Origin of the sequence: Ensifer sp. Root127, assembly GCF_001425225.1 — a bacterium.
Lineage (GTDB): Bacteria > Pseudomonadota > Alphaproteobacteria > Rhizobiales > Rhizobiaceae > Ensifer > Ensifer canadensis.
Genome location: NZ_LMDX01000001.1, coordinates 532,638 through 552,396, shown reverse-complemented (window position 1 = coordinate 552,396; position 19,759 = coordinate 532,638). Strand labels below are relative to the sequence as shown.

The 19,759-nt window shown below is 61.7% G+C and carries 17 protein-coding genes; 13 read left to right on the top strand and 4 right to left on the bottom strand.

Annotated elements, in window-relative coordinates:
- Positions 1-35: 35 nt before the first annotated feature.
- Both ASD03_RS02655 and tldD read left to right on the top strand, forming a co-directional pair.
- The gene (locus ASD03_RS02655) at positions 36-1,235 is read left to right on the top strand and encodes a winged helix-turn-helix domain-containing protein (protein WP_025426158.1); all 1,200 of its coding nucleotides are present in this window, start codon (positions 36-38) and stop codon (positions 1,233-1,235) included.
- A gap of 77 nt (positions 1,236-1,312) precedes the next feature.
- The gene (tldD, locus tag ASD03_RS02650; protein ID WP_057211534.1) at positions 1,313-2,728 is read left to right on the top strand and encodes a metalloprotease TldD; all 1,416 of its coding nucleotides are present in this window, start codon (positions 1,313-1,315) and stop codon (positions 2,726-2,728) included.
- 14 nt (positions 2,729-2,742) lie between these two features.
- Here the strand turns inward: tldD and ASD03_RS02645 are convergent, their stop codons facing one another.
- Complete coding sequence (locus ASD03_RS02645) at positions 2,743-4,008, bottom strand: D-alanyl-D-alanine carboxypeptidase family protein (protein ID WP_025426160.1); 1,266 nt, start codon at positions 4,006-4,008, stop codon at positions 2,743-2,745.
- Positions 4,009-4,332: 324 nt separating this feature from the next.
- Between ASD03_RS02645 and ASD03_RS02640 the strand changes: the two genes are divergently transcribed.
- Positions 4,333-5,382: a polysaccharide deacetylase family protein gene (locus ASD03_RS02640; protein WP_025426161.1), complete on the top strand. Its 1,050-nt coding sequence runs from the start codon at positions 4,333-4,335 to the stop codon at positions 5,380-5,382.
- A gap of 118 nt (positions 5,383-5,500) precedes the next feature.
- On the opposite strand, the gene pdxH is transcribed toward ASD03_RS02640, so the two are convergent.
- Positions 5,501-6,121, bottom strand: a complete 621-nt coding sequence (pdxH, locus tag ASD03_RS02635) for a pyridoxamine 5'-phosphate oxidase (protein WP_025426162.1) — start codon at positions 6,119-6,121, stop codon at positions 5,501-5,503.
- A 140-nt stretch (positions 6,122-6,261) separates the two neighbouring features.
- Between pdxH and ASD03_RS02630 the strand changes: the two genes are divergently transcribed.
- The 4 genes from ASD03_RS02630 (at position 6,262) to ASD03_RS02615 (ending at position 9,643) form a co-directional block, all read left to right on the top strand.
- Positions 6,262-6,714 carry an RT0821/Lpp0805 family surface protein gene (locus tag ASD03_RS02630; RefSeq protein ID WP_025426163.1) on the top strand — a complete coding sequence of 151 codons (453 nt, stop codon included), beginning with the start codon at positions 6,262-6,264 and terminating at the stop codon, positions 6,712-6,714.
- A gap of 212 nt (positions 6,715-6,926) precedes the next feature.
- Positions 6,927-7,985, top strand: coding sequence for a DnaJ C-terminal domain-containing protein (locus ASD03_RS02625; protein WP_025426164.1), 1,059 nt, complete (start codon positions 6,927-6,929; stop codon positions 7,983-7,985).
- Positions 7,986-8,190: 205 nt separating this feature from the next.
- Complete coding sequence (fabI, locus tag ASD03_RS02620; protein ID WP_025426165.1) at positions 8,191-9,009, top strand: enoyl-ACP reductase FabI; 819 nt, start codon at positions 8,191-8,193, stop codon at positions 9,007-9,009.
- Between the two features lie 49 nt (positions 9,010-9,058).
- Positions 9,059-9,643, top strand: coding sequence for a histidine phosphatase family protein (locus ASD03_RS02615; protein ID WP_025426166.1), 585 nt, complete (start codon positions 9,059-9,061; stop codon positions 9,641-9,643).
- Between the two features lie 157 nt (positions 9,644-9,800).
- Here the strand turns inward: ASD03_RS02615 and ASD03_RS02610 are convergent, their stop codons facing one another.
- A complete protein-coding gene (locus ASD03_RS02610) occupies positions 9,801-10,061 on the bottom strand; it encodes a DUF1344 domain-containing protein (RefSeq protein ID WP_025426167.1) in 261 nt (86 codons plus the stop codon).
- Positions 10,062-10,358: 297 nt separating this feature from the next.
- Between ASD03_RS02610 and ASD03_RS38650 the strand changes: the two genes are divergently transcribed.
- The 4 genes from ASD03_RS38650 (at position 10,359) to ribB (ending at position 16,073) form a co-directional block, all read left to right on the top strand.
- A complete protein-coding gene (locus ASD03_RS38650) occupies positions 10,359-11,732 on the top strand; it encodes a CHASE domain-containing protein (protein ID WP_156407895.1) in 1,374 nt (457 codons plus the stop codon).
- 31 nt (positions 11,733-11,763) lie between these two features.
- Positions 11,764-13,536 (top strand): GGDEF domain-containing phosphodiesterase, encoded by a 1,773-nt coding sequence (locus tag ASD03_RS38645; RefSeq protein ID WP_156407894.1) that lies wholly within the window; start codon positions 11,764-11,766, stop codon positions 13,534-13,536.
- 222 nt (positions 13,537-13,758) lie between these two features.
- Positions 13,759-14,859 (top strand): chorismate synthase, encoded by a 1,101-nt coding sequence (gene aroC / locus ASD03_RS02600; protein WP_025426168.1) that lies wholly within the window; start codon positions 13,759-13,761, stop codon positions 14,857-14,859.
- A 113-nt stretch (positions 14,860-14,972) separates the two neighbouring features.
- Positions 14,973-16,073 (top strand): 3,4-dihydroxy-2-butanone-4-phosphate synthase, encoded by a 1,101-nt coding sequence (ribB, locus tag ASD03_RS02595; protein WP_025426169.1) that lies wholly within the window; start codon positions 14,973-14,975, stop codon positions 16,071-16,073.
- A gap of 142 nt (positions 16,074-16,215) precedes the next feature.
- Here ribB and ASD03_RS02590 read toward each other — a convergent pair whose 3' ends face one another.
- Positions 16,216-16,746, bottom strand: coding sequence for an invasion associated locus B family protein (locus ASD03_RS02590; RefSeq protein WP_025426170.1), 531 nt, complete (start codon positions 16,744-16,746; stop codon positions 16,216-16,218).
- 355 nt (positions 16,747-17,101) lie between these two features.
- Here ASD03_RS02590 and coxB point away from each other — a divergent pair, with 355 nt between their 5' ends.
- Together coxB and ctaD are read left to right on the top strand one after the other, a co-directional pair.
- Complete coding sequence (gene coxB, locus ASD03_RS02585) at positions 17,102-17,986, top strand: cytochrome c oxidase subunit II (protein WP_025426171.1); 885 nt, start codon at positions 17,102-17,104, stop codon at positions 17,984-17,986.
- Positions 17,987-18,006: 20 nt separating this feature from the next.
- Complete coding sequence (gene ctaD, locus ASD03_RS02580; protein WP_025426172.1) at positions 18,007-19,695, top strand: cytochrome c oxidase subunit I; 1,689 nt, start codon at positions 18,007-18,009, stop codon at positions 19,693-19,695.
- The last annotated feature ends 64 nt before the right edge of the window (positions 19,696-19,759 follow it).

The following is a 19,759-nucleotide window of genomic DNA, read 5'->3' as shown; positions in this document are numbered from 1 at the left end:
TTGAAATATGGGAATAAAAGCCTACTCTTTCTCCCATGACGATTCGGCTCTCCAATAGCGATGCCCGGCGCATCTTCCTCGCAAAGCAGGGCCTTTCCGGCGCGCCGCACCGCGCGCTCGGCAAGGATGGCCTACTGAAGCTGATCCATGACATCGGCTTCGTTCAGGTTGACAGCATCGCGACGGTGGAACGCGCCCATCATCAGATCCTGTTCTCGCGCAACCAGACCTATCGCCGCGAACATTTGACATCGCTGCTTGAAGACGACCGCGAACTGTTCGAGCACTGGACCCATGACGCTTCGATCATCCCCAGCAGCTTCTACCGCTACTGGAAGCACCGCTTCAAATGGGAAGGCGAGACCATCGTCGACCGTTGGAGCAAGTGGCGCGGCGAGGGATTTGAAAAAGGCTGCGACGAAACCTACGAGCGCATCGCCAAGGGCGGTCCCGTGCTTGCCCGCGACCTCAAGGAGGCCGAACACGAGTCCGGCGGCTGGTGGAACTGGCATCCGTCGAAGACTGCGCTTGAGGTGCTGTGGCGCACCGGCAAGCTGGCGATCGCCAGGCGCGAGAATTTCCAGAAGGTCTACGACCTGACAGAGCGGGTGATCCCGCCGCACCACCAGGATGGCGAGGTGGAGCATCACGAGTTCATAGACTGGGCCTGCCGCAGCGCCCTTGAACGCTTGGGCTTTGCCACCCACGGCGAAATCGCCGCGTTCTGGGATCTGGTCTCTCCGGACGAAGCGAAGGCCTGGGTGGCGGAACATCGCGACGAACTGATCGACGTGTCGATCGAGCCGATCGACGGCGGCAAGCCACGGTCGTCCTATGCGCTTGCGGGTTTTCCTGACGAGCTTGGCGATATTCCCGACCCGCCGGGCCGCGTGCGCGTGCTGAGCCCGTTCGATCCGTTGCTGCGCGACCGCAATCGCACCGAGCGGCTGTTCGGCTTCTTCTATCGCATCGAGATCTTCGTGCCTGAGCCGAAGCGGGAATACGGCTACTATGTCTTCCCGCTGATCGAAGGCGATCGCCTGATCGGCCGCATCGACATGAAGGCCGACCGCAAGCGCGGCAGTCTCGATGTGCGCCGGCTCTGGCTGGAGCGTGGCGTCAAGCCGTCCTCTGGGCGCATGGAGCGCATAGATGCAGAACTCGAACGCGTCGCCCGCTTCGCCGGGGTCGAGCGCATCGAACGCCTCGATGGCTGGAACGCTTCGCTCTCCTGATCGATATTTTTCTTGGCTTGAACCGCTCGCCTTCCTAAATGGAGGCCATCGAACTTATGACGCGGGAGCGCACGACTATGAACACCGATCTGATGAGCCTCTTCGATGCCGACGAGGCAGCGATCCGCAAGGTTCTGTCGGAGACGCTTGCCGGCGCCGACGATGGTGAGCTGTTTCTCGAACATGCCCAGGCCGAAGTGCTCTCCTTCGACAACGGCCGGCTGAAGGGCGGCAGCTTCAACACCGACCAGGGTTTTGGTCTGCGTGCGGTCGCCGGCGAATCGGTCGGCTATGCCCATGCCGGTGAGCTGTCGCTGGCAGCACTTCGCCGTGCCGCCGATGCAGTCGGCCAGGTGACGCGCGGTTATGCCGGCTCCTATGCCGCAGCGCCGCAACGCACCAACACGAAGCTCTATGGCGACGAAAACCCGATCGGCGAGCCGAGCTTTGAGGCGAAGGTCGCGCTTCTGCAGGAAATCGACGCCTATCTGCGTGCACGCGATCCCAAGGTCAGGCAGGTGACGGCCTCGATCGCCGCAAGCTGGCAGCTGGTCGATATCCTGCGCGCCGATGGCCACCGGGTTCAGGACATCAGGCCGATGACGCGCATCAACATCTCCGTGGTTGCCGGCGATGGCGACCGTCAGGAAAGCGGCTCCTACGGCATCGGCGGACGCCGCGGCTTCGGCGACTTCATCACCGAGGAGAACTGGAAGAAGGGTGCCGACGAGGCACTACGCCAGGCGCTCGTCAATCTCGACGCGATCGATGCGCCGGCCGGTACCCTGGACGTGGTGTTGGCCTCGGGTTGGCCGGGTGTGATGCTGCACGAAGCCGTCGGCCACGGCCTTGAAGGCGACTTCAACCGCAAGAAGACCTCCGCTTTTGCCGGCCTGCTCGGCGAGCAGGTTGCTGCCAAGGGTGTGACAGTCGTCGATGACGGTACGATCGAGGCCCGGCGTGGCTCGATCTCGATCGATGATGAGGGCACGCCATCGGGCTACAACGTGTTGATCGAGGACGGCAAGCTCGTTGGCTACATGCAGGACCGGCAGAACGCCCGGCTGATGGGCATGCAGCCGACCGGCAACGGCCGGCGCCAGGGTTATGCCCATGTGCCGATGCCGCGCATGACCAACACCTACATGCTGTCCGGCGACCGGACGCCCGAGGAAATCATCGCCTCGGTGAAGAAGGGCATCTATGCCGTCTCCTTCGGTGGTGGCCAGGTGGACATCACCTCCGGCAAGTTCGTCTTCGGCTGCACCGAGGCCTACATGATCGAGAACGGCAAGATCGGCGCGCCGGTCAAGGGCGCGATGCTGATCGGCAATGGCCCCGACGCGATGAAGCGCGTGACGATGGTTGGCAACGACACCAAGCTCGACACCGGCATCGGCAACTGCGGCAAGGCCGGGCAATGGTTGCCGGTCGGCGTCGGCCAGCCGCATCTGCGCATGGACCAGATCACCGTCGGCGGCACGCAGGCCTAAGGCCGATGGCTCCCTTAGCCTCGCGAGGGCAGCAGCACGCAGTCGTAGGAGCGCTTCTTCAGCGCGCTGCAGGCGGAAGCGGCAGCATCACGGCTGCTGAAGCCGACGAAGCGGGCGCGATAGATGGTGCCGGCGCCTTCGCCCACCGCTTCCGTATAGGGAGACGCCTCCGCCAGCATGTCGCCTCCGGCTGCTTGCGCCTGTGCCAGAAGCGCGCGGGCCGCTTCAGCCGAAGGTGCCGCCGAGATCTGGATCTGCCAGCGGCCGGCGGCTGGAACGACAGCGGCGTTTTCCTCTTCGACCATGGCCGTCGGCCGTTCGGCCGGCACGACCGTCGTGGATGACGCGGCGATCAATGCCGCAACGCTGTCGCCCTTGGCACGATGGGCTGCCGTGAAGGGCAGCGGCACGTCCGACATCGTGGCGGCAGATGCGACCTCGACCTCAGCTGCAGCAGCACTCCGCGTCTTGGCAGCGGCCACCAACTGGCGGCCATTGGAGGCTTTGCCGACATGGCGGTTGAGCAATGCCGCCATCTTGTCGTCGCGGCTGCGCGCCGTGCGCCCGCCCATCACCACGCCGATGACGCGGCGGTTGCCGTCCCTGACGGCACTGACGAGATTGAAGCCGGAGGCATTGGTGTAGCCGGTCTTGATGCCGTCCATGCCGTCATAGCGGTACATCAGGTTGTTATGGCCGCGAATCTTGCGACCGCGAAACGTGAAGCTCGGCGTGGCAAACAGCCGGTATTCCCTGGGGTAATCGCGTATCAGCGCCACCGCGAGCGTCGACATATCGCGTGCGGTGGTCACCTGCCTGCTTGCGGGCAGGCCGGATGCGTTGATGAAGACGGTGCGGCTCATGCCCAGTTGGCGCGCCTTGGCCGTCATTTTCCTGGCGAAGTTCTGCTCCGAACCGCCGAGCCTTTCGCTCATCGCGGCGGCTGCGTCGTTCGCCGAGCGGACGATCATGGCATAGACTGCTTCGCGCACGGTGATCGTGCTACCCGGCTTCAGGCCCAGTTTCATCGGCGGCTGGGCCGCCGCCGCCCTCGATACCTTGATCTTGCTGTCCCAGTTCATGTCGCCGCGCCGGAGCGCCTCGAAGGTGAGGTACAGCGTCATCATCTTGGTGAGCGATGCCGGGTGGTTCAGCGTGTCCGCATTCTCCGACGACAGGACTTTGCCCGTGCGCGCATCGAGCACCAACGAAGCGCTGCCGGCAAACGCCGTCGCAGACCCCAGAGCGAGAGCGCACATCGCCAAAAGGAGGCGGCGGATAGCTTTCATGTCAGTCCCCATCGAAATGCGCCGTCGGACAGGCGCGCTGTGCCTTTTTGTGACAAGGCCGTGTCTTTGCTGCAACTTTGAGGCAGAATGCGATTTCTTCCTGCGACTTTCGTCGGGGTGGTAAACCAGAAATTAACGCCGACGTCCTTCAGCAAGGTTTAACGCTCCCGCCATTAACCTCCATGGTGGTGCACCAGGTCTGGCGCGCCAGGGACACTGTAACGCTTGAAACCCTCCAGACGATCTTCTCCGTAAATCGACCGAGGCGCAAGGAGTTCTGCAGTGATCGATACAGGCTGATTTGAATGGACTGATATGGCGGGTGGGATCACGGCAAGCATCAGGACGAGGGCGCGGCGCGCGGCAATCGCCGGTGGGCTTGAGTTGGCGCACGGTCTAAGCCGCGCTGGCCTGATGCCTGATGCCCGTCGGCGCGGCGCTATTTTCACCCTGCATCACGTCCGCCCGCGGGTTGCCCGGGCCTTTGATCCGAACGCCCATCTCGAAATCACCCCGGAGTTTCTCGATAGGGCCATCACCCGGCTGAAGCGGGACGGCTATCGCTTCATTGCGCTCGACGATTTGCCGACGGCGCTTGCCGACGAGGGTGCAGCGCCCTTCGCCTGCTTCACCCTCGACGACGGGTATCGCAACAATCTCGACCATGCCCAGCCGGTCTTTACGCGGCACGGCGTGCCGTTCACCGTTTTCGTGACCGGCGGGTTCGTCGACCGCACCCATACGCTCTGGTGGGAAACGCTGGCCGATCTGCTCTCGGCAACCACGCAGTTCCGGTTTGATTTCGGTAGCGGCGTGGAGGTACTCAAGGCTGAAAGTAGCGCCGACAAGCACGCGATATTTGGCCGTATGGCCGCCTACATCCACAGTCGCGAGGAAATTGTTTCGGTTGCCGAGCTCGACGCGGCGGCGCTGGAACATGGGATCGATGCGTTGGCTATCACCAAAACGCTGACGCTCGACGAAGCCGGTCTCCGTCTCCTGATTGAAAACCCGCTCGCCAGCCTCGGGGCGCACACCATAAGCCACCGCGCCGTCGCGCGGCTCGGTGATGAACAGGCAAGCCAGGAGATCGAGGCATCCGCCGCCCGCGTCGAAGCCATTGTCGGCCAAAGGCCGCGCAGCTTTGCCTATCCCTATGGGGATCGCCCGGCTGTCTCGCCGCGCGATCAAAGGCTTGCAGCCGATCTCGGCTTTACGGTTGCGGTCACCACCATGCCGGGCACGGTCGCGGCGGCGACGCCGCTAGACGCCTTGCCGCGCATTTCACTTAACGGCCATTTCCAGCGTGCCCGTTACGTTTCGGCGCTCGCCTCGGGCATTCCATTTCGGCTCGGTCGAAGCTAGAATCTTTCCGCTTTAGACGAAACGGAAGCGCTCAAGCTTCTCACTTTTGCGCATTTCCGGGCGGAAAACCGCTGCACACTTTTCCTGGAAATGCTCCAGCCGCCGCCTACCGCGTCCATCATGGGTACATCCGCACCTTTTCCCAGCCACCTTCCGGTGTCTCGCGACGGAACTCCAGGCGGTCGTGCAGTCGGAATGGCCGGTCGTGCCAGAACTCGATCGAGGTCGGGCGGATGCGAAAGCCGGACCAGTATTCCGGACGGGGGATTTCGCCAAGCGCATGGCGGGCCGTGTATTCGGCAACCGCTTTTTCCAACGCGAAGCGGCTTTCGAGCGGACGGGACTGTTTCGAAGCCCAGGCGCCGATGCGGCTGCCGCGCGGTCGCGACTTGAAATATTCGTCCGCCTCGGCCTCCGAGACGATTTCGACAGGCCCGCGCAGCCGTACCTGGCGCCGGAGCGATTTCCAGTGGAAACACATGGCGGCCTTGCGGGCGCCGAGAATTTCGCGGCCCTTCTGGCTTTCGAAATTGGTGTAGAAGACGAAGCCGCGCTCGTCGAAATCCTTGAGCAGAACCATGCGCACATTCGGCAACCCGTCGGGGTCGACGGTCGCCAGCGCCACGGCATTCGGGTCGTTGATCTCGCTGCCTTCCGCGTCTTTCAGCCATGTGCCGAAAAGGGAAAAGGGCTCATTTGCTTCCGTGAAGTCACCGCTTGTTAACTCATTCACCGCCATATTGCCTTCTAACGCCGTGATGTCTGGCGCGGAAACGCTTCGGGATGAGCCCGAGCGGTGTTTCCGCATCGAAAATGTCAGAGCCTGCTTGTTGACTTCCTCGGGAAACGTGCGGCTCTTGCGAGTCTGACAGGATTGCCGTGCAAGACATAGCAAAGTGGATCGATGGCAAGAAGGGGTATTCCTTCTCGGTGATGCGTGGCGCGGCAATTTGCCTGCCCGTGCTCATTATGTCCGGTTGCATGGGAGCCGGCCTCGACATGTTCGGCAGTGGTGTCGATCGCACCGTTTCAACCGGTACCGTTCCCGTTGCCAAAACCTCCGACGGCCTTTCCGATGCGGTCCTGATTCGCAACGCCGTGACCTCAGCCGAACTCGGGCAGGGGTCGCTCAACCCTATTCCCTGGGCAAACGCCACGTCCGGCAGCGCCGGCGTCATCAGCAGCATTCAGGAAGACAACGCCAGCGGCATGCTTTGCCGTCGTTTCACCACGACCCGCCATTCCTATGAGGGCATTGCCAAGTTCGACGGCAGCACCTGCAAGCTCAGCGATGGCGAGTGGTATCTCACCAGCTTCGGTCCGCGCTCCTGAAATCCTGCGTTAACCACGTTTCGGCAAACCGCGGCAGGAACGGTTCGATCGTCGTTTTGACCTGCTCCGTCGTCGCCCCGGCTAACCGATATTTAGCAAGTTCTGCCCATCCTCGCCGCTGAACGGGACGTGCCACAGCACTTGATCCCCGGTTTGAGGCATAAGGCGGGCATCCGGGAGAGGCCGCCGATCAGAGAAGATGGTAGCAAGCCATGCGTGATCCCTATGCAATTCTCGGCGTCCGGCGCACCGCCGGTCAGGACGAAATCAAGGCGGCGTGGCGCTCGGTCGCCAAGGCCATCCATCCCGACCACAATCAGGACGACCCGACTGCCGCCGAGCGCTTTGCCGAAGCAGGCAAGGCCTACGAGCTGCTGCGCGACCCGAAGCTGAGAAGCCGCTACGACTATGCCCGGCGCGAAGCCGAGCTGCGCCGCATGGAGGCGATGAAGGCGAAGATGCGCGGCCCCGAGCCGGAGGAGCAGCCGGTCGATGCGGAAACCGCCGAAGAGGCGGTCTCGCGGATCTTCGGCACAGAGAGCCGTACCAGCGCCGCCAGGCCCGCGCCGAAGCCGGCAGCGGCCAAAGCACCCGAAAGGCCAGCCGCTGCCCCCGAGCCGAAACCCGAGCCTGTCACTGAGCCGAAGCAGGAGGCGGTCGCCAAGACGGAGCCGCCGCTGATGCAGCGTGCCGCAGCACCCGCCGCCGAGCTGGTGGCCGCCATCGTCAGACGCATTCGCGGCCGGGCGGCCAAACCCGCCGACAAGGTTCCAGATCTCGCTGTCGATCTGACCGTCACCATCCAGGACTTGATCGATCGTCAACGCCTGTCCTTGGAATTGCCCGACGGTGAAACCTTCAAGGTCCAGATACCGCCGGGTGCCGTCGACGGACAGACGATCCGCCTGGCGGAGCAGGGCTATCGCGTCACCCGCATGACACGCGGCGACGTCGTCGTCACCCTGCGCGTCGACCAGAGCGGCGATTTCCGAACCAGTGGACTCGATCTGTTCACGACACTGTCCGTCGATCTGCAGAGCGCCGTGCTGGGCTGCGAGCATGTCATCGCTACGCCGATCGGTGAGGCGACCGTTGTCGTTCCGGCCTGGTCCGGGTCGGACAAGGTCATTCGCGTCGACGGCTTCGGGCTGCCGGGTGCCTATGGCGCGCGCGGCGATCTGCTGGTCGAGTTGCGGCTCATTTTGCGCGACACGCCTGATGACAAGGTCACCGACCTCATGAAATCGCTGCGCGACGGCTTTTATTTGTGACGGTTTGCTGACACACTGAACCAATATTACGGGGACTAACAGTTCCTGATCCCGGCCGCGCTTGAACCACCGGAGCGGCTATGCCATAGGCAATTCTCGACAATTTGCCGCACGCGCGCTGACAGCGCAGATCTGGCGTTTTTGAATTTTGTGAAGTCTGGCGTCGGCCATCGTCGATGCCGGCAGATAGTATTGGGGACAATGCATGGCTCAGGCATCGGGTTTGATGAAGGGCAAGCGTGGCGTCATCATGGGCGTCGCGAACAACCGTTCGATTGCATGGGGGATCGCGAAGTCCATCCATGGCCAGGGCGGCGAAGTTGCTCTGACCTATCAGGGTGATGCACTGAAGAAGCGCGTCGAGCCGCTCTTGGCGGAAATCGACGGTTTCATGGCCGGCCACTGCGATGTCAGCGACGAAGCCACCATCGACGAGGTTTTCTCGACGCTTGAAAAGCACTGGGGCAAGATCGACTTCGTCGTTCACGCGATCGGTTTCTCCGACAAGGACGAACTGACCGGGCGCTACGTCGACACGTCGCCGGAAAACTTCGCCAAGACGATGCAGATCTCGGTCTATTCCTTCACCTCGGTCGCCCGGCGCGCTGAAAAGCTGATGACGGACGGCGGCTCGATGCTGACGCTGACGTACTACGGCGCCGAAAAGGTCATGCCGAACTACAACGTCATGGGTGTCGCCAAGGCCGCGCTCGAAGCGAGCGTCAAATACCTGGCGGTCGACCTTGGCCCGAAGAACATCCGCGTCAATGCGATCTCTGCCGGCCCGATCAAGACACTGGCCGCCTCCGGTATCGGCGACTTCCGCTACATCCTGAAGTGGAACGAGTACAACGCACCGCTGCGTCGCACCGTCACCATCGAGGAAGTCGGCGATGTCGGCCTCTACATGCTGTCCGACCTGTCGCGCTCGGTCACGGGTGAGGTTCACCACGCCGACAGCGGCTACCATGTCGTCGGCATGAAGGCGGTAGACGCTCCGGATATCTCCGTCATCAAGGATTGATCGGCGCCGCCGACCGGCCCGAACAGCCTCCTGCCCGGAGCGAAATGTTGTGCTGATCTATGTGATCCGTCACGGACAAACGGACTGGAATGCGGAAAGCCGCCTCCAGGGGCAGAAGGACATCCCTCTCAACGATACCGGCCGCCAGCAGGCGACCGGAAACGGGCTTGCGCTTGGTGCCATCCTCGGCGCCGACGCCGCGCAGTTCGACTTCGTCGCGAGCCCCCTCGGTCGCACCCGCGAAACGATGGAGCGCCTTCGCCGGGCCATGGGTCTTGATCCCACCGCTTACCGCACCGACGACCGGCTGAAGGAAGTCTCCTTCGGCGATTGGGAAGGTTTTACGCTACCGGAGCTGAAACGGTCCGTGCCGGAGCGCATCGCCGAGCGACGCAAAGTGAAATGGGATTTCATCCCGCCCGGCAATGATGCCGAAAGCTACGAGATCCTGTCCTGGCGGATTGCCGCATGGCTCAAGGACGTGAGCAAGCCGACGGTCTGCGTCAGCCATGGCGGCGTCATCCGTGCGCTGTTCAAGCTTTTTGGTGAGATGGACGAAGATGAGGCGGCTTCTGCTGCCATCCCGCAGGATCGTCTGTTGCGGATTGCCGGAAATTCCATCGGCTGGATCTGAGGCTTCCGTCCTGAACGGACCGGTAGAAATGCTCTACCTTTTTGTTTCCACGCATTTCCTGACGGAAAACCGCTTCGCACCTTTCCTGGAAAGCTCTGACGAAGCCGGGTCAGCACACCCGCCCCTCAAGGGGCGGGACTTGGGTTCTTAAATAGTCTTACTGAACGATTTCCAGATCGTTGATCACGCGCTTGCCGTCGACCTCAGTGTAGAACACGAGAACTTTGACGCCGGCGGTGAGACCTTCAAAATTGAATTCTTCAGGCGCCTGATAGCTTTTGCCGTCGTCGAGCTGAAGGCTGAGGCGATCGGTATCGACCCCGGTAATAACGGCCTCTACATCGGCACTTTCGGCAACGGCCGACAAAGGCGCAAGCAAGCCGGCGGTAGCCATGAGCGCGGCAATGACAAAACGCATCTTTCTTGCCCTTTTCAATGTATCTGCGATTATTCTTGTCATCACCCTTTGATCCCCGATTGTGGCAAAAATTGCCTTGCACCGTAGCTTTTGACAGGCTTTCCCTCCATTTCGGGGATGCCCGGCCGGTTGATGGAGACTGAACGCCAAACGTGCAGTTTTCAAGCATTCCGCCGGCTGAGCCGGCGGTGCATCAGCACTGTATCCCCATGAATTGTAGGGTTTTCCAAAGAAATGTGACGAAAGCCAATCTTAAGACTCGATCGCTACCTTCGGTTGGGGATCGAGGGGAATAGAGTGAAGATTGTTGACGTTCTGCGCCAACGCATTCGGGCGGCAGCCAGATTTGCGAAACCGTCGCTGATACCGGCCGCCATCGCGGGCATCGTCGTCTTTAGCGGCGGCCATGTCTATGAGCGCCAAAACCGCGAAAACGCCCGCAGTGATCTCAGGATCGACGTCGAGAATGAACTGAACCTCATTGCCAATCGCCTCCAGTCGGAGGTCAATACCAATATTGCGGCCCTCAACGGTTTCGCCAACAGCATTGGTGTCCATCCCGAGATGACCGCCGATGATTTCACCATCATGTCGACCAAATTGCTGCTGCAGAATCCGCAAATGGTGCGTGCGTCGGCGGCCCCGGGCGGCGTTGTTCGCATCGCCTTTCCGCGCGAAAGCCAGCAATGGTTCGTCGGCACCGACTTCAACAAATTCGGGGCGACTCGCCGCGCCGTTGAGCGCGCATCGTCCACGGTAAAACCGGTCATGATCGGGCCGATCCGTTTGCCGAGCGGGCGCAACGGCTTTGAACTCTTCCTGCCGGTCTTCGCCAAGATCCAGGGGCGCATGGAGCGATGGGGCTACGTTGAAGCAATCCTCGATGAAAGGGCTCTCTACCGATCCGCCCGCCTGCTTGAGGAAGGTGTCGAAACGCCGGAATTCACCGGCGACCACCGTCATGTCGACGTGCATCTCGCAATCCGCGACGTGTCGGAACCGGAGCGTATCCAGGATGCCTTCTTCGGTGACGACAGTGTGTTTCGAATGGCACCGGCCAAACGCCAGCTCACTCTGCCTGGTGGTGTCTGGGAGTTGGCGGCGACACCGATCGGCGGCTGGGAAAAGTTGCCCCAAAACAGCAGGGACCTGCGCTTGGCGATCGCGGCGGCGGTCGCCGTCGTTGTCATTCCTATTCTGCTGGCCGGCGGGCTGGTCAACGAGCGCCAGCGCAACATCGCCAAGCTCCGGGCGCGCGAAGGCGAGGTGATGACGCTTTCGCATCGTCTCAACCTGGCGCTCGAAGCTTCCAAGATCGGCATATGGGAGATCGACCAGGCCACGCAGGAGCGCTCCTGGGACGATCGCATGTTCCATCTGCATGGGCTTACGGTCCATGATGACGAGCCGACCTACGATGAATGGCGCTCGACCGTGCACCCGATGATGTCGGTATCGCCGCCAACGCGCTCTTCCGCAGCCTTGATGAGGGCCTGGAGTACCGCTCGCAGTATCGGGTCGTGCTGGCCGACGACAGCATACGCCATATCCGCAATGTCGGCTCCGGCCATCAGGGGGTTGATGGCCGGTCCAAGATCACCGGCATCAGCTGGGATGTCACCGATGACGTGCTCAAGAATGAAAGGTTGGGGCTGCCAAGGCCCAGGTTGACCAGCAGAACCTGGAGCTCGAGCAGGCCCTCATGGGGCTTTACGAGCGCGAGCAGGATCTGGAAAAGCTGTCGCGTCGGCTCGATCTGGCGCTCGACAGCTATCGCTGCGGCATGTGGGAAGCGGATCTCGACAGCAACGTCACCTATTGGGACGAGCGCATGCACCAGCTCTACGGGTTGGTCTACACCGACGGCGCAACGAACGAAGCGACATGGCTCAACGCGCTGCATCCCGACGATCGCGGATCCGCGCTATCGGCGGTCAACACGGCGATCGGCGCGCGCGAAACCTATGTACACCAGGCCCGCGTGGTGCTGACGGAGGGCGCTGTCCGCCACATTCGTTCGGTCGGCAAATTGCATGTCTCGCCGGAGGGGCGCAGGAAACTGGTCGGCATCGCGCTTGATGTGACCGACGACGTGGTGATGACCGAGCAATTGCGCGCCGCCAAGGCGATGGCCGACGCCAAGAATGCCGAGCTCGAACAGGCACGCATCCGCATCGAGCACAATTCGCTGCACGATCCGCTGACGGGCCTGGGCAATCGCCGGATGCTGGACAAGGCGCTTGAGCGTCTGACCGGCCAGAACACCGATGCGCTCCAGAGCATTGCCATCCTTCACATCGACCTCGACCGTTTCAAGCAGATCAACGACACGCTCGGCCATGCGGCCGGCGATGCGATGCTGGTTCATGCGTCGGAGATCCTGCGTTCCAACATGGCGCCGGGTGACATGGTGGCGCGCATCGGGGGCGACGAATTCGTCGTCGTCGTCACCGGCGCGCCGGGCGCTGCCGAACTTGCGGCGCTCTGCGATCGGATCATCGCGGAAATGCGCCAGCCCGTCGATTACAACGGATTTCCCTGTCGCTTCGGCGTCAGCATCGGCGTCGCTGTGGCCCGCCAGGCGCATGCCGACGCACGCAAGCTGCTGGTCAATGCCGACATGGCGCTCTACCGGGCGAAGGAAAACGGCCGCAACCGCTATCAGTTCTTTACCCAGATGCTCCAGGCTGAAGTCGTCACCGCCAAGCGCGTCGCCGATGAAATCCTCGAAGGCATCGAGCGCGACGAGTTCGTGCCCTGGTACCAGCCGCAGTTCGACGCCTCGACATTGGCACTCTCCGGTGTGGAAGCGCTCATCCGCTGGCGCCATCCGCGCCAGGGCATTCTGACGCCGGACAAGTTCCTGGCGATCGCCGATGAACTGAACGTCACCGCGGCGCTTGACCGCCTCGTCCTGGAGAAATCGCTGGCCGACCAGATGCGATGGGCGGCTGCCGGTCTGCGGGTGCCGAAGATCTCCGTCAATGTCTCGGCCAAGCGCCTGCAGGACGAGCGGCTACTCGCCTCGCTCGAAGGCTTGAGCATCGTGCCGGGGCAGATTTCCTTCGAGCTGGTGGAGTCGATCTTCCTCGATGAAAGCGACGACATCGTCACCGCCAATATCGAGGGTATCAAGAAGCTCGGTATCGACATCGAGATCGACGATTTCGGCACGGGCCATACGTCTATCGTCAGCCTGCTCAAGATCAAGCCGAAGCGGTTGAAGATCGACCGGCAGCTCGTGGTCCCGGTTCTCGGCGCCCGCACCGAACAGGCGTTGATCCGGTCGATCATCGATATCGCTCGCTCGCTCGGCATCGAGACGGTGGCAGAAGGGGTCGAGACCATGGCACATGCCGAGATGCTCGGCATTCTCGGCTGCGATCTGCTGCAGGGCTATGCCTTCTCGAAGCCGCTGAGCGCAGAGAACTTCTTGGCATTTGCGACAGATCGGGGGTTGAGACTCGCTTCCTGAGGCGCTTGCAAATTCCCGATATATGTCCCGCAAAAATATGCCGCGGTTTCGCGCGACACGCCCAGGAACAAGAGAACTGAAGCGCAACGGGTTGATCTGAAAGATCGCGACGTGCCTAAGCGGTGGTCGGAAAGACTTCCCCCTGTCCCGGCTTTGCACTAAGAGAGGGGCGCCCGTACATGAAACATGTACGTCCGTTGCTTCTCAGAGTTCGGTTGCCTTATGTCGCACAATACCTTCGGTCACCTCTTCCGCGTCACCACCTGGGGCGAAAGCCACGGCCCGGCGCTTGGCTGTGTGGTGGACGGCTGCCCCCCCGGCATTCGTTTCACGCTCGGCGAACTTCAGGCCTGGCTCGACAAGCGCAAACCCGGCCAGTCACGCTTCGTCACGCAGCGCCGTGAGGACGATCTCGTCAAGGTTCTCTCCGGTGTGATGCTGGATGAGGACGGTGAGACGATGATTTCCACCGGCACACCGATCTCGATGCTGATCGAAAACACCGACCAGCGTTCGAAGGATTATTCGGAGATCTCCAAGCGTTATCGCCCGGGGCATGCCGACTACACCTACGACGTCAAATACGGTATTCGCGATTACCGCGGTGGCGGCCGTTCGTCGGCGCGCGAAACGGCGGCGCGCGTTGCTGCCGGCGGCATCGCCCGCAAGGTGGTGCCGGGGCTGGTCGTGCGCGCTGCACTCGTCCAGATCGGCAAGCACAAGATCGACCGCGCCAACTGGGATTGGGCCGAGGTCAACAACAATCCGTTCTTTGCGCCGGACCCGGCGATCGTGCCCGTCTGGGAGGCATATCTGGATGGCATCCGCAAGTCCGGCTCGTCCATCGGCGCCGTCGTCGAAGTGGTGGCCGAGGGCGTGCCGGCCGGCATCGGTGCGCCGATCTACGCCAAGCTCGACCAGGACATCGCTGCAAACCTGATGTCGATCAACGCCGTCAAGGGTGTCGAGATCGGCAACGGCTTTGGCGCCGCCGAAATTACCGGCGAGGAAAATGCCGACGAGATGCGCATCGGCGAAGACGGCAAGCCGGTCTTCCTGTCCAACAATGCCGGCGGCATCCTTGGCGGCATTTCGACCGGCCAGCCGGTCATCGCCCGCTTTGCGATCAAGCCGACTTCTTCTATCCTCACCGAGCGTCGTTCGATCGACAGTGACGGTAACGAGGTGGATGTGCGCACCAAGGGACGTCATGACCCCTGTGTCGGCATCCGCGCCGTGCCGATCGGCGAGGCAATGGTTGCCTGCACGATTGCGGATCACTACCTGCGTGACCGCGGCCAGACCGGCCGGCTTACTGCATAACTCCTTAAATCGGGATCGATTTAAGGGCAAAATTATGCAGCAACTCAAAGTGTTACGGCGACCCTTGCGCTCCTAGACAGGCGCGCCGCTGTAAGTAATTCGGGAAGAACAAGATGTCCTATGACCAGAAGCGTGTCGTTGATGCCATCCGTGCCTTCGAAGCCGGCGAGATTGTCGTCGTCACCGACGATGGCGGCCGTGAGAACGAAGGCGACCTGATCGTCGCCGCGGTCCATTGCACGCCGGAGAAAATGGCCTTCATCGTGCGCCACACCTCGGGCATCGTCTGCACGCCGATGCCGCGCGAAGAGGCAAAGCGCCTCAATCTCAATGCCATGGTGGCAGAGAACGACTCGGCGCACACCACCGCCTTTACCGTCTCGGTCGACTTCAAACACGGCACGACAACCGGCATCTCCGCTGACGATCGCACGCTGACGGTGCGCAACCTTGCCAACCCCAATGTCGGCCCGACCGATTTTGTGCGGCCGGGCCACATCTTCCCGCTGGTTGCCCGCGAAGGCGGCGTTCTGATGCGCTCGGGCCACACGGAGGCGGCCGTCGATCTCTGCAAGCTCGCAAGCCTGCCGCCGATCGGCGTCATCTGCGAACTGGTCAATGACGACGGTACCGTCACGCGCGGCCCGCAGGTCAGCGCGTTTGCCGAAAAGCACGGTTTGAAGCAGGTTTCCGTCGCCGACCTGATCGCCTACCGTCAGCGCAAGGAAACGCTGATCGAGCAGGGCGGTTCGTTCGACATCGAGACACCCTACGGCATGGCCAAGGGACATTCCTACTCGCTCCCCTGGGATCCGATGCAACACCTCGCCGTCGTCTTCGGCGACATCCGCGACGGCGTCGACATTCCGGTTCGCCTGCACCTTGAAAATGTCGGTGCCGACGTTTTCGGCAAGGACTGCCAGATCGACCGGATCATGAAGCGCATGGCCGAAGAGGGCAGGGGCGTCATCGTCTATCTGCGCGAAGGCTCGGTCGGCGTCGGCGTGTCGCAGACCGCCCGCAAGGGCAAGCATGAACGCGAAGCCCATGACGAGGCGCAGGCTCGTGAAAGCGAGTGGCTGGAGATCGGCCTCGGCGCACAGATTCTGAAGGATCTCGGCATCAGCTCCATCCGGCTCATCGCCTCACGCGAGCGCCACTATGTCGGCCTCGAAGGCTTCGGCATCAAGATCGCCGCGACAGACATCATCTGACGCTGAGCGATTGCACGTCTGCACACCTCGCAAGCCCGGACGAACATCCGGGCTTTTGCTTTTTTTGCGCGGTTCTTGGTGTTCGAAACGAAAAAGCCGCGCACGAGGCGCGGCTTTGAAAATCGGTCTGTGGCGAGTGCCATCACGGCAGGGCGTCGTAGCCTTCGCCGAAGCCTTTGAGGTCGACCGGAATGCCAATGCCTTCTTCCGGCGACTGGAAGACGATGAAGGTTGCCGTCGCGCCGGAACGGAAGGTCTTCAACAGTTCGTCTTCGAGCACGACCTCGGCATAGCAGCCGTCGGAGAAGCAGCGCACGAAATAGGCGCGGCCGATATCCTTGCCGTCGACGTTGAGGCCAAGGCCGTTCGGCAACAGCACGCCGAGCGGCGCCAGAACGCGCAGGATCTTCGCCTTGCGGTCGGCGGTCTTCAGCACGACGACCGAGAGGCCGACTTCCGGCCGGTCCTCGGCGATGACGTTCTGCATCAGGGCGCATTGGTCGGTTGACGCACCTGCCGGCTGATCGCAGACGATCGACCATGCGCCATGGTTGGACTTGACCGTTCCGGGCGCGCCAGCGGGTTGTTGGGCAGCACTCGCCGTAGGAAGGGCGAGGACGGCAAATCCGAGAGCGGCAAGAGCCGACAGTCGGGAGAAAAGGGGCAGGCCCATGTAAACCTCAAAACGTCGAATCATCAGGGCTATTCTTGAAGCGCGCGGGAGAAAATGAAAAGCCCTGTGGGGTACATTCCAGCGCCATATGGCGGAAATTGGGCTCGCGGAGCGCCATTGTCGCGCTGATGTGGCGTGATAGCGCCGTCAGTGGCGCAGACCGGGACATATAAGTCGATTCGCTGGGGGTTCCGAGGGGTGCCTGTGAGAAAAGTCGCATTTGTGCAAAAATGCCGCATGGGGTTGATTGCACAGATGTTGCGGCGTTGGGCAAACTGTGGTTTGAAGCGCTGCAGTATCGCAGGGATTCTGCGTTCCGGTTTGATCCTGATCAAGCGCATTGGGGAGACATATTGTGAAAAATAAGGCTTATGCAGTTATGGCAGCGCTTGCCTGTCTGCTTTTTGCTTCGAGCGCCTTCGCTGACAAGCCTGTCGATTGGCAGACGAACTTTCAGACGGCTGCGACGGGCATTATGGAAGAGATCACGTGGTTTGAGCACTATACCCTGTGGTTCATCATTCCGATCACTCTTTTTGTCCTCCTGCTGCTGATTGTCGTGGTGGTCAAATTCCGTGAGAGCGTCAACCCGGTTCCCTCCAAGACCAGCCACAACACCGCTATCGAAGTTGTCTGGACCGTTGGTCCGGTCATCATCCTGCTATTCCTGGCGATCCCGTCCTTCCAGCTTCTGACCGCGCAGCTGACGCCGCCGCAGAATCCGGACCTGACGGTCAAGGCGACGGGCAACCAGTGGTACTGGTCCTATGAATATGAAGTCGGCGAAAGCCCGCTCTCCTTCGACAGTCTGCTGATGAAGGAAGAAGATCGTGCGGGTCTCGGCAAGGAAGACAAGGCCGAATACCCGCGTCTGCTCGCCGTCGACAACGAAGTCGTCGTTCCGGTCGGCAAGACCGTTCGTGTGCTCGTCACGGCTGCCGACGTCATCCACGCTTTCGCAATGCCTGCCTTCGGCGTTAAGATCGATGCCGTTCCCGGCCGCCTGAACGAAACCTGGTTCAAGGCTGACCGCGAAGGCCTCTATTACGGCCAGTGTTCCGAGCTCTGCGGCAAGGACCACGCCTATATGCCGATCGCCATCCGCGTTGTTTCGCAGGAAAAATACGACGCCTGGCTCGCTGCCGCCGCAACCAATATCGGCGATGCGAACAAGGCGCTCATGGCGTCCATCGACGGCGCGGCCAAGGCCGTTGACGTCGCTGCCAACGCCGCACAGTAATCGGAAGGGGAGCTCGACCCATGGCTGGAACAGCCGCTCATCACGACCAACGCCATGATCACTCCGATCATGGTCACGCAGACCACGCGCACAAGCCGTTGACCTTCTTTCAGCGCTGGTTTCTGTCAACCAACCACAAGGACATCGGCACGCTCTACCTGATCTTCGCGATCATCGCGGGCATCATCGGCGGCACGCTGTCGGTGTTCATGCGCGCCGAGCTGCAGGAACCGGGCATCCAGATCTTCCACGGTCTGGCGCAGATGGTTTACGGCTTCGAGGGCGATGCTGCCATCGACGGCGGCAAGCACATGTTCAACGTGTTCACGACCGCGCACGCGCTCATCATGATCTTCTTCATGGTCATGCCGGCGCTGATCGGGGGCTTCGCCAACTGGATGGTTCCGATCATGATCGGCGCGCCGGACATGGCGTTCCCGCGCATGAACAACATCTCCTTCTGGCTGATCATTCCGGCCTTTCTGCTGGTTCTGCTTTCGATGTTCGTCGAAGGTCCGGCAGGCGCCTATGGTGCGGGGGGCGGATGGACGATCTATCCACCATTCTCGACATCAGGCATGCCCGGGCCGGCGATGGATCTTGTGATCCTTGGCCTGCACATCGCCGGTGCCTCGTCGATCCTCGGCGCGATCAACTTCATCACCACGATCCTGAACATGCGCGCTCCGGGCATGACGCTGCACAAGATGCCGCTGTTTGCCTGGTCGGTTCTGATCACCGCCTTCCTGCTTCTGCTCTCGCTGCCGGTTCTGGCAGGTGGCATCACCATGCTGCTGACCGACCGCAACTTCGGCACGGCCTTCTTCGCGCCTGAAGGCGGCGGCGACCCGATCCTGTTCCAGCACCTGTTCTGGTTCTTCGGTCACCCGGAAGTGTACATCCTGATCCTGCCGGGCTTCGGCATCGTCAGCCACATCGTTTCCACCTTCTCGCGTAAGCCGATCTTCGGCTACCTCGGCATGGCCTACGCCATGGTCGCGATCGGCGCCGTCGGCTTCATCGTGTGGGCGCACCACATGTACACCGTCGGCATGTCGCTCGACACGCAGCGTTACTTCGTCTTCGCGACGATGGTTATCGCTGTTCCGACCGGCGTGAAGATCTTCTCGTGGATCGCGACGATGTGGGGTGGTTCGATCCGCTTCACGACCCCGATGGTCTGGGCGATCGGCTTCATCTTCCTGTTCACCGTCGGTGGTGTCACGGGCGTTCAGCTCGCCAACGCCGGTCTCGACCGTTCGCTGCACGACACCTACTACGTGGTTGCTCACTTCCACTACGTTCTGTCGCTCGGCGCCGTGTTCGCGATCTTCGCTGCCTGGTACTACTGGTTCCCGAAGATGACCGGCTACATGTACTCCGAGTTCCTCGGCAAGCTGCACTTCTGGGTCATGTTCATCGGTGTGAACTTGATCTTCTTCCCGCAGCACTTCCTGGGTCTCGCCGGCATGCCGCGCCGCTACATCGACTATCCGGATGCCTATGCCGGCTGGAACATGGTGTCGTCCTACGGCTCGTACATCGCAGCCGTCGGCGTGCTGATCTTCCTCTTCTGTGTCGCTGAAGCCTTCGCAAAGAAGCGCGTCGCTGGCGACAATCCGTGGGGCGAGGGTGCGAACACGCTGGAATGGCAGCTGTCTTCGCCGCCGCCGTTCCACCAGTGGGAACAACTCCCGCGCATCAAGTGATGGGAAAGAAACAGAAGCCGCCGATCCCGGCGGCTTCACCCCGCCGGAGAACCGGCAAAAGACG

Excerpts from the sequence above, each read along its gene's own strand:
- ASD03_RS02655 (WP_025426158.1), top strand. The coding sequence starts at position 36 with ATGACGATTCGGCTCTCCAATAGCGATGCCCGGCGCATCTTCCTCGCA.
- tldD (WP_057211534.1), top strand. The coding sequence starts at position 1,313 with ATGAACACCGATCTGATGAGCCTCTTCGATGCCGACGAGGCAGCGATC.
- ASD03_RS02640 (WP_025426161.1), top strand. The coding sequence starts at position 4,333 with ATGGCGGGTGGGATCACGGCAAGCATCAGGACGAGGGCGCGGCGCGCG.
- pdxH (WP_025426162.1), bottom strand. The coding sequence starts at position 6,121 with ATGGCGGTGAATGAGTTAACAAGCGGTGACTTCACGGAAGCAAATGAG.
- ASD03_RS02625 (WP_025426164.1), top strand. The coding sequence starts at position 6,927 with ATGCGTGATCCCTATGCAATTCTCGGCGTCCGGCGCACCGCCGGTCAG.
- fabI (WP_025426165.1), top strand. The coding sequence starts at position 8,191 with ATGGCTCAGGCATCGGGTTTGATGAAGGGCAAGCGTGGCGTCATCATG.
- ASD03_RS02610 (WP_025426167.1), bottom strand. The coding sequence starts at position 10,061 with ATGCGTTTTGTCATTGCCGCGCTCATGGCTACCGCCGGCTTGCTTGCG.
- ASD03_RS38645 (WP_156407894.1), top strand. The coding sequence starts at position 11,764 with ATGGGGCTTTACGAGCGCGAGCAGGATCTGGAAAAGCTGTCGCGTCGG.
- aroC (WP_025426168.1), top strand. The coding sequence starts at position 13,759 with ATGTCGCACAATACCTTCGGTCACCTCTTCCGCGTCACCACCTGGGGC.
- ribB (WP_025426169.1), top strand. The coding sequence starts at position 14,973 with ATGTCCTATGACCAGAAGCGTGTCGTTGATGCCATCCGTGCCTTCGAA.
- ASD03_RS02590 (WP_025426170.1), bottom strand. The coding sequence starts at position 16,746 with ATGGGCCTGCCCCTTTTCTCCCGACTGTCGGCTCTTGCCGCTCTCGGA.
- ctaD (WP_025426172.1), top strand. The coding sequence starts at position 18,007 with ATGGCTGGAACAGCCGCTCATCACGACCAACGCCATGATCACTCCGAT.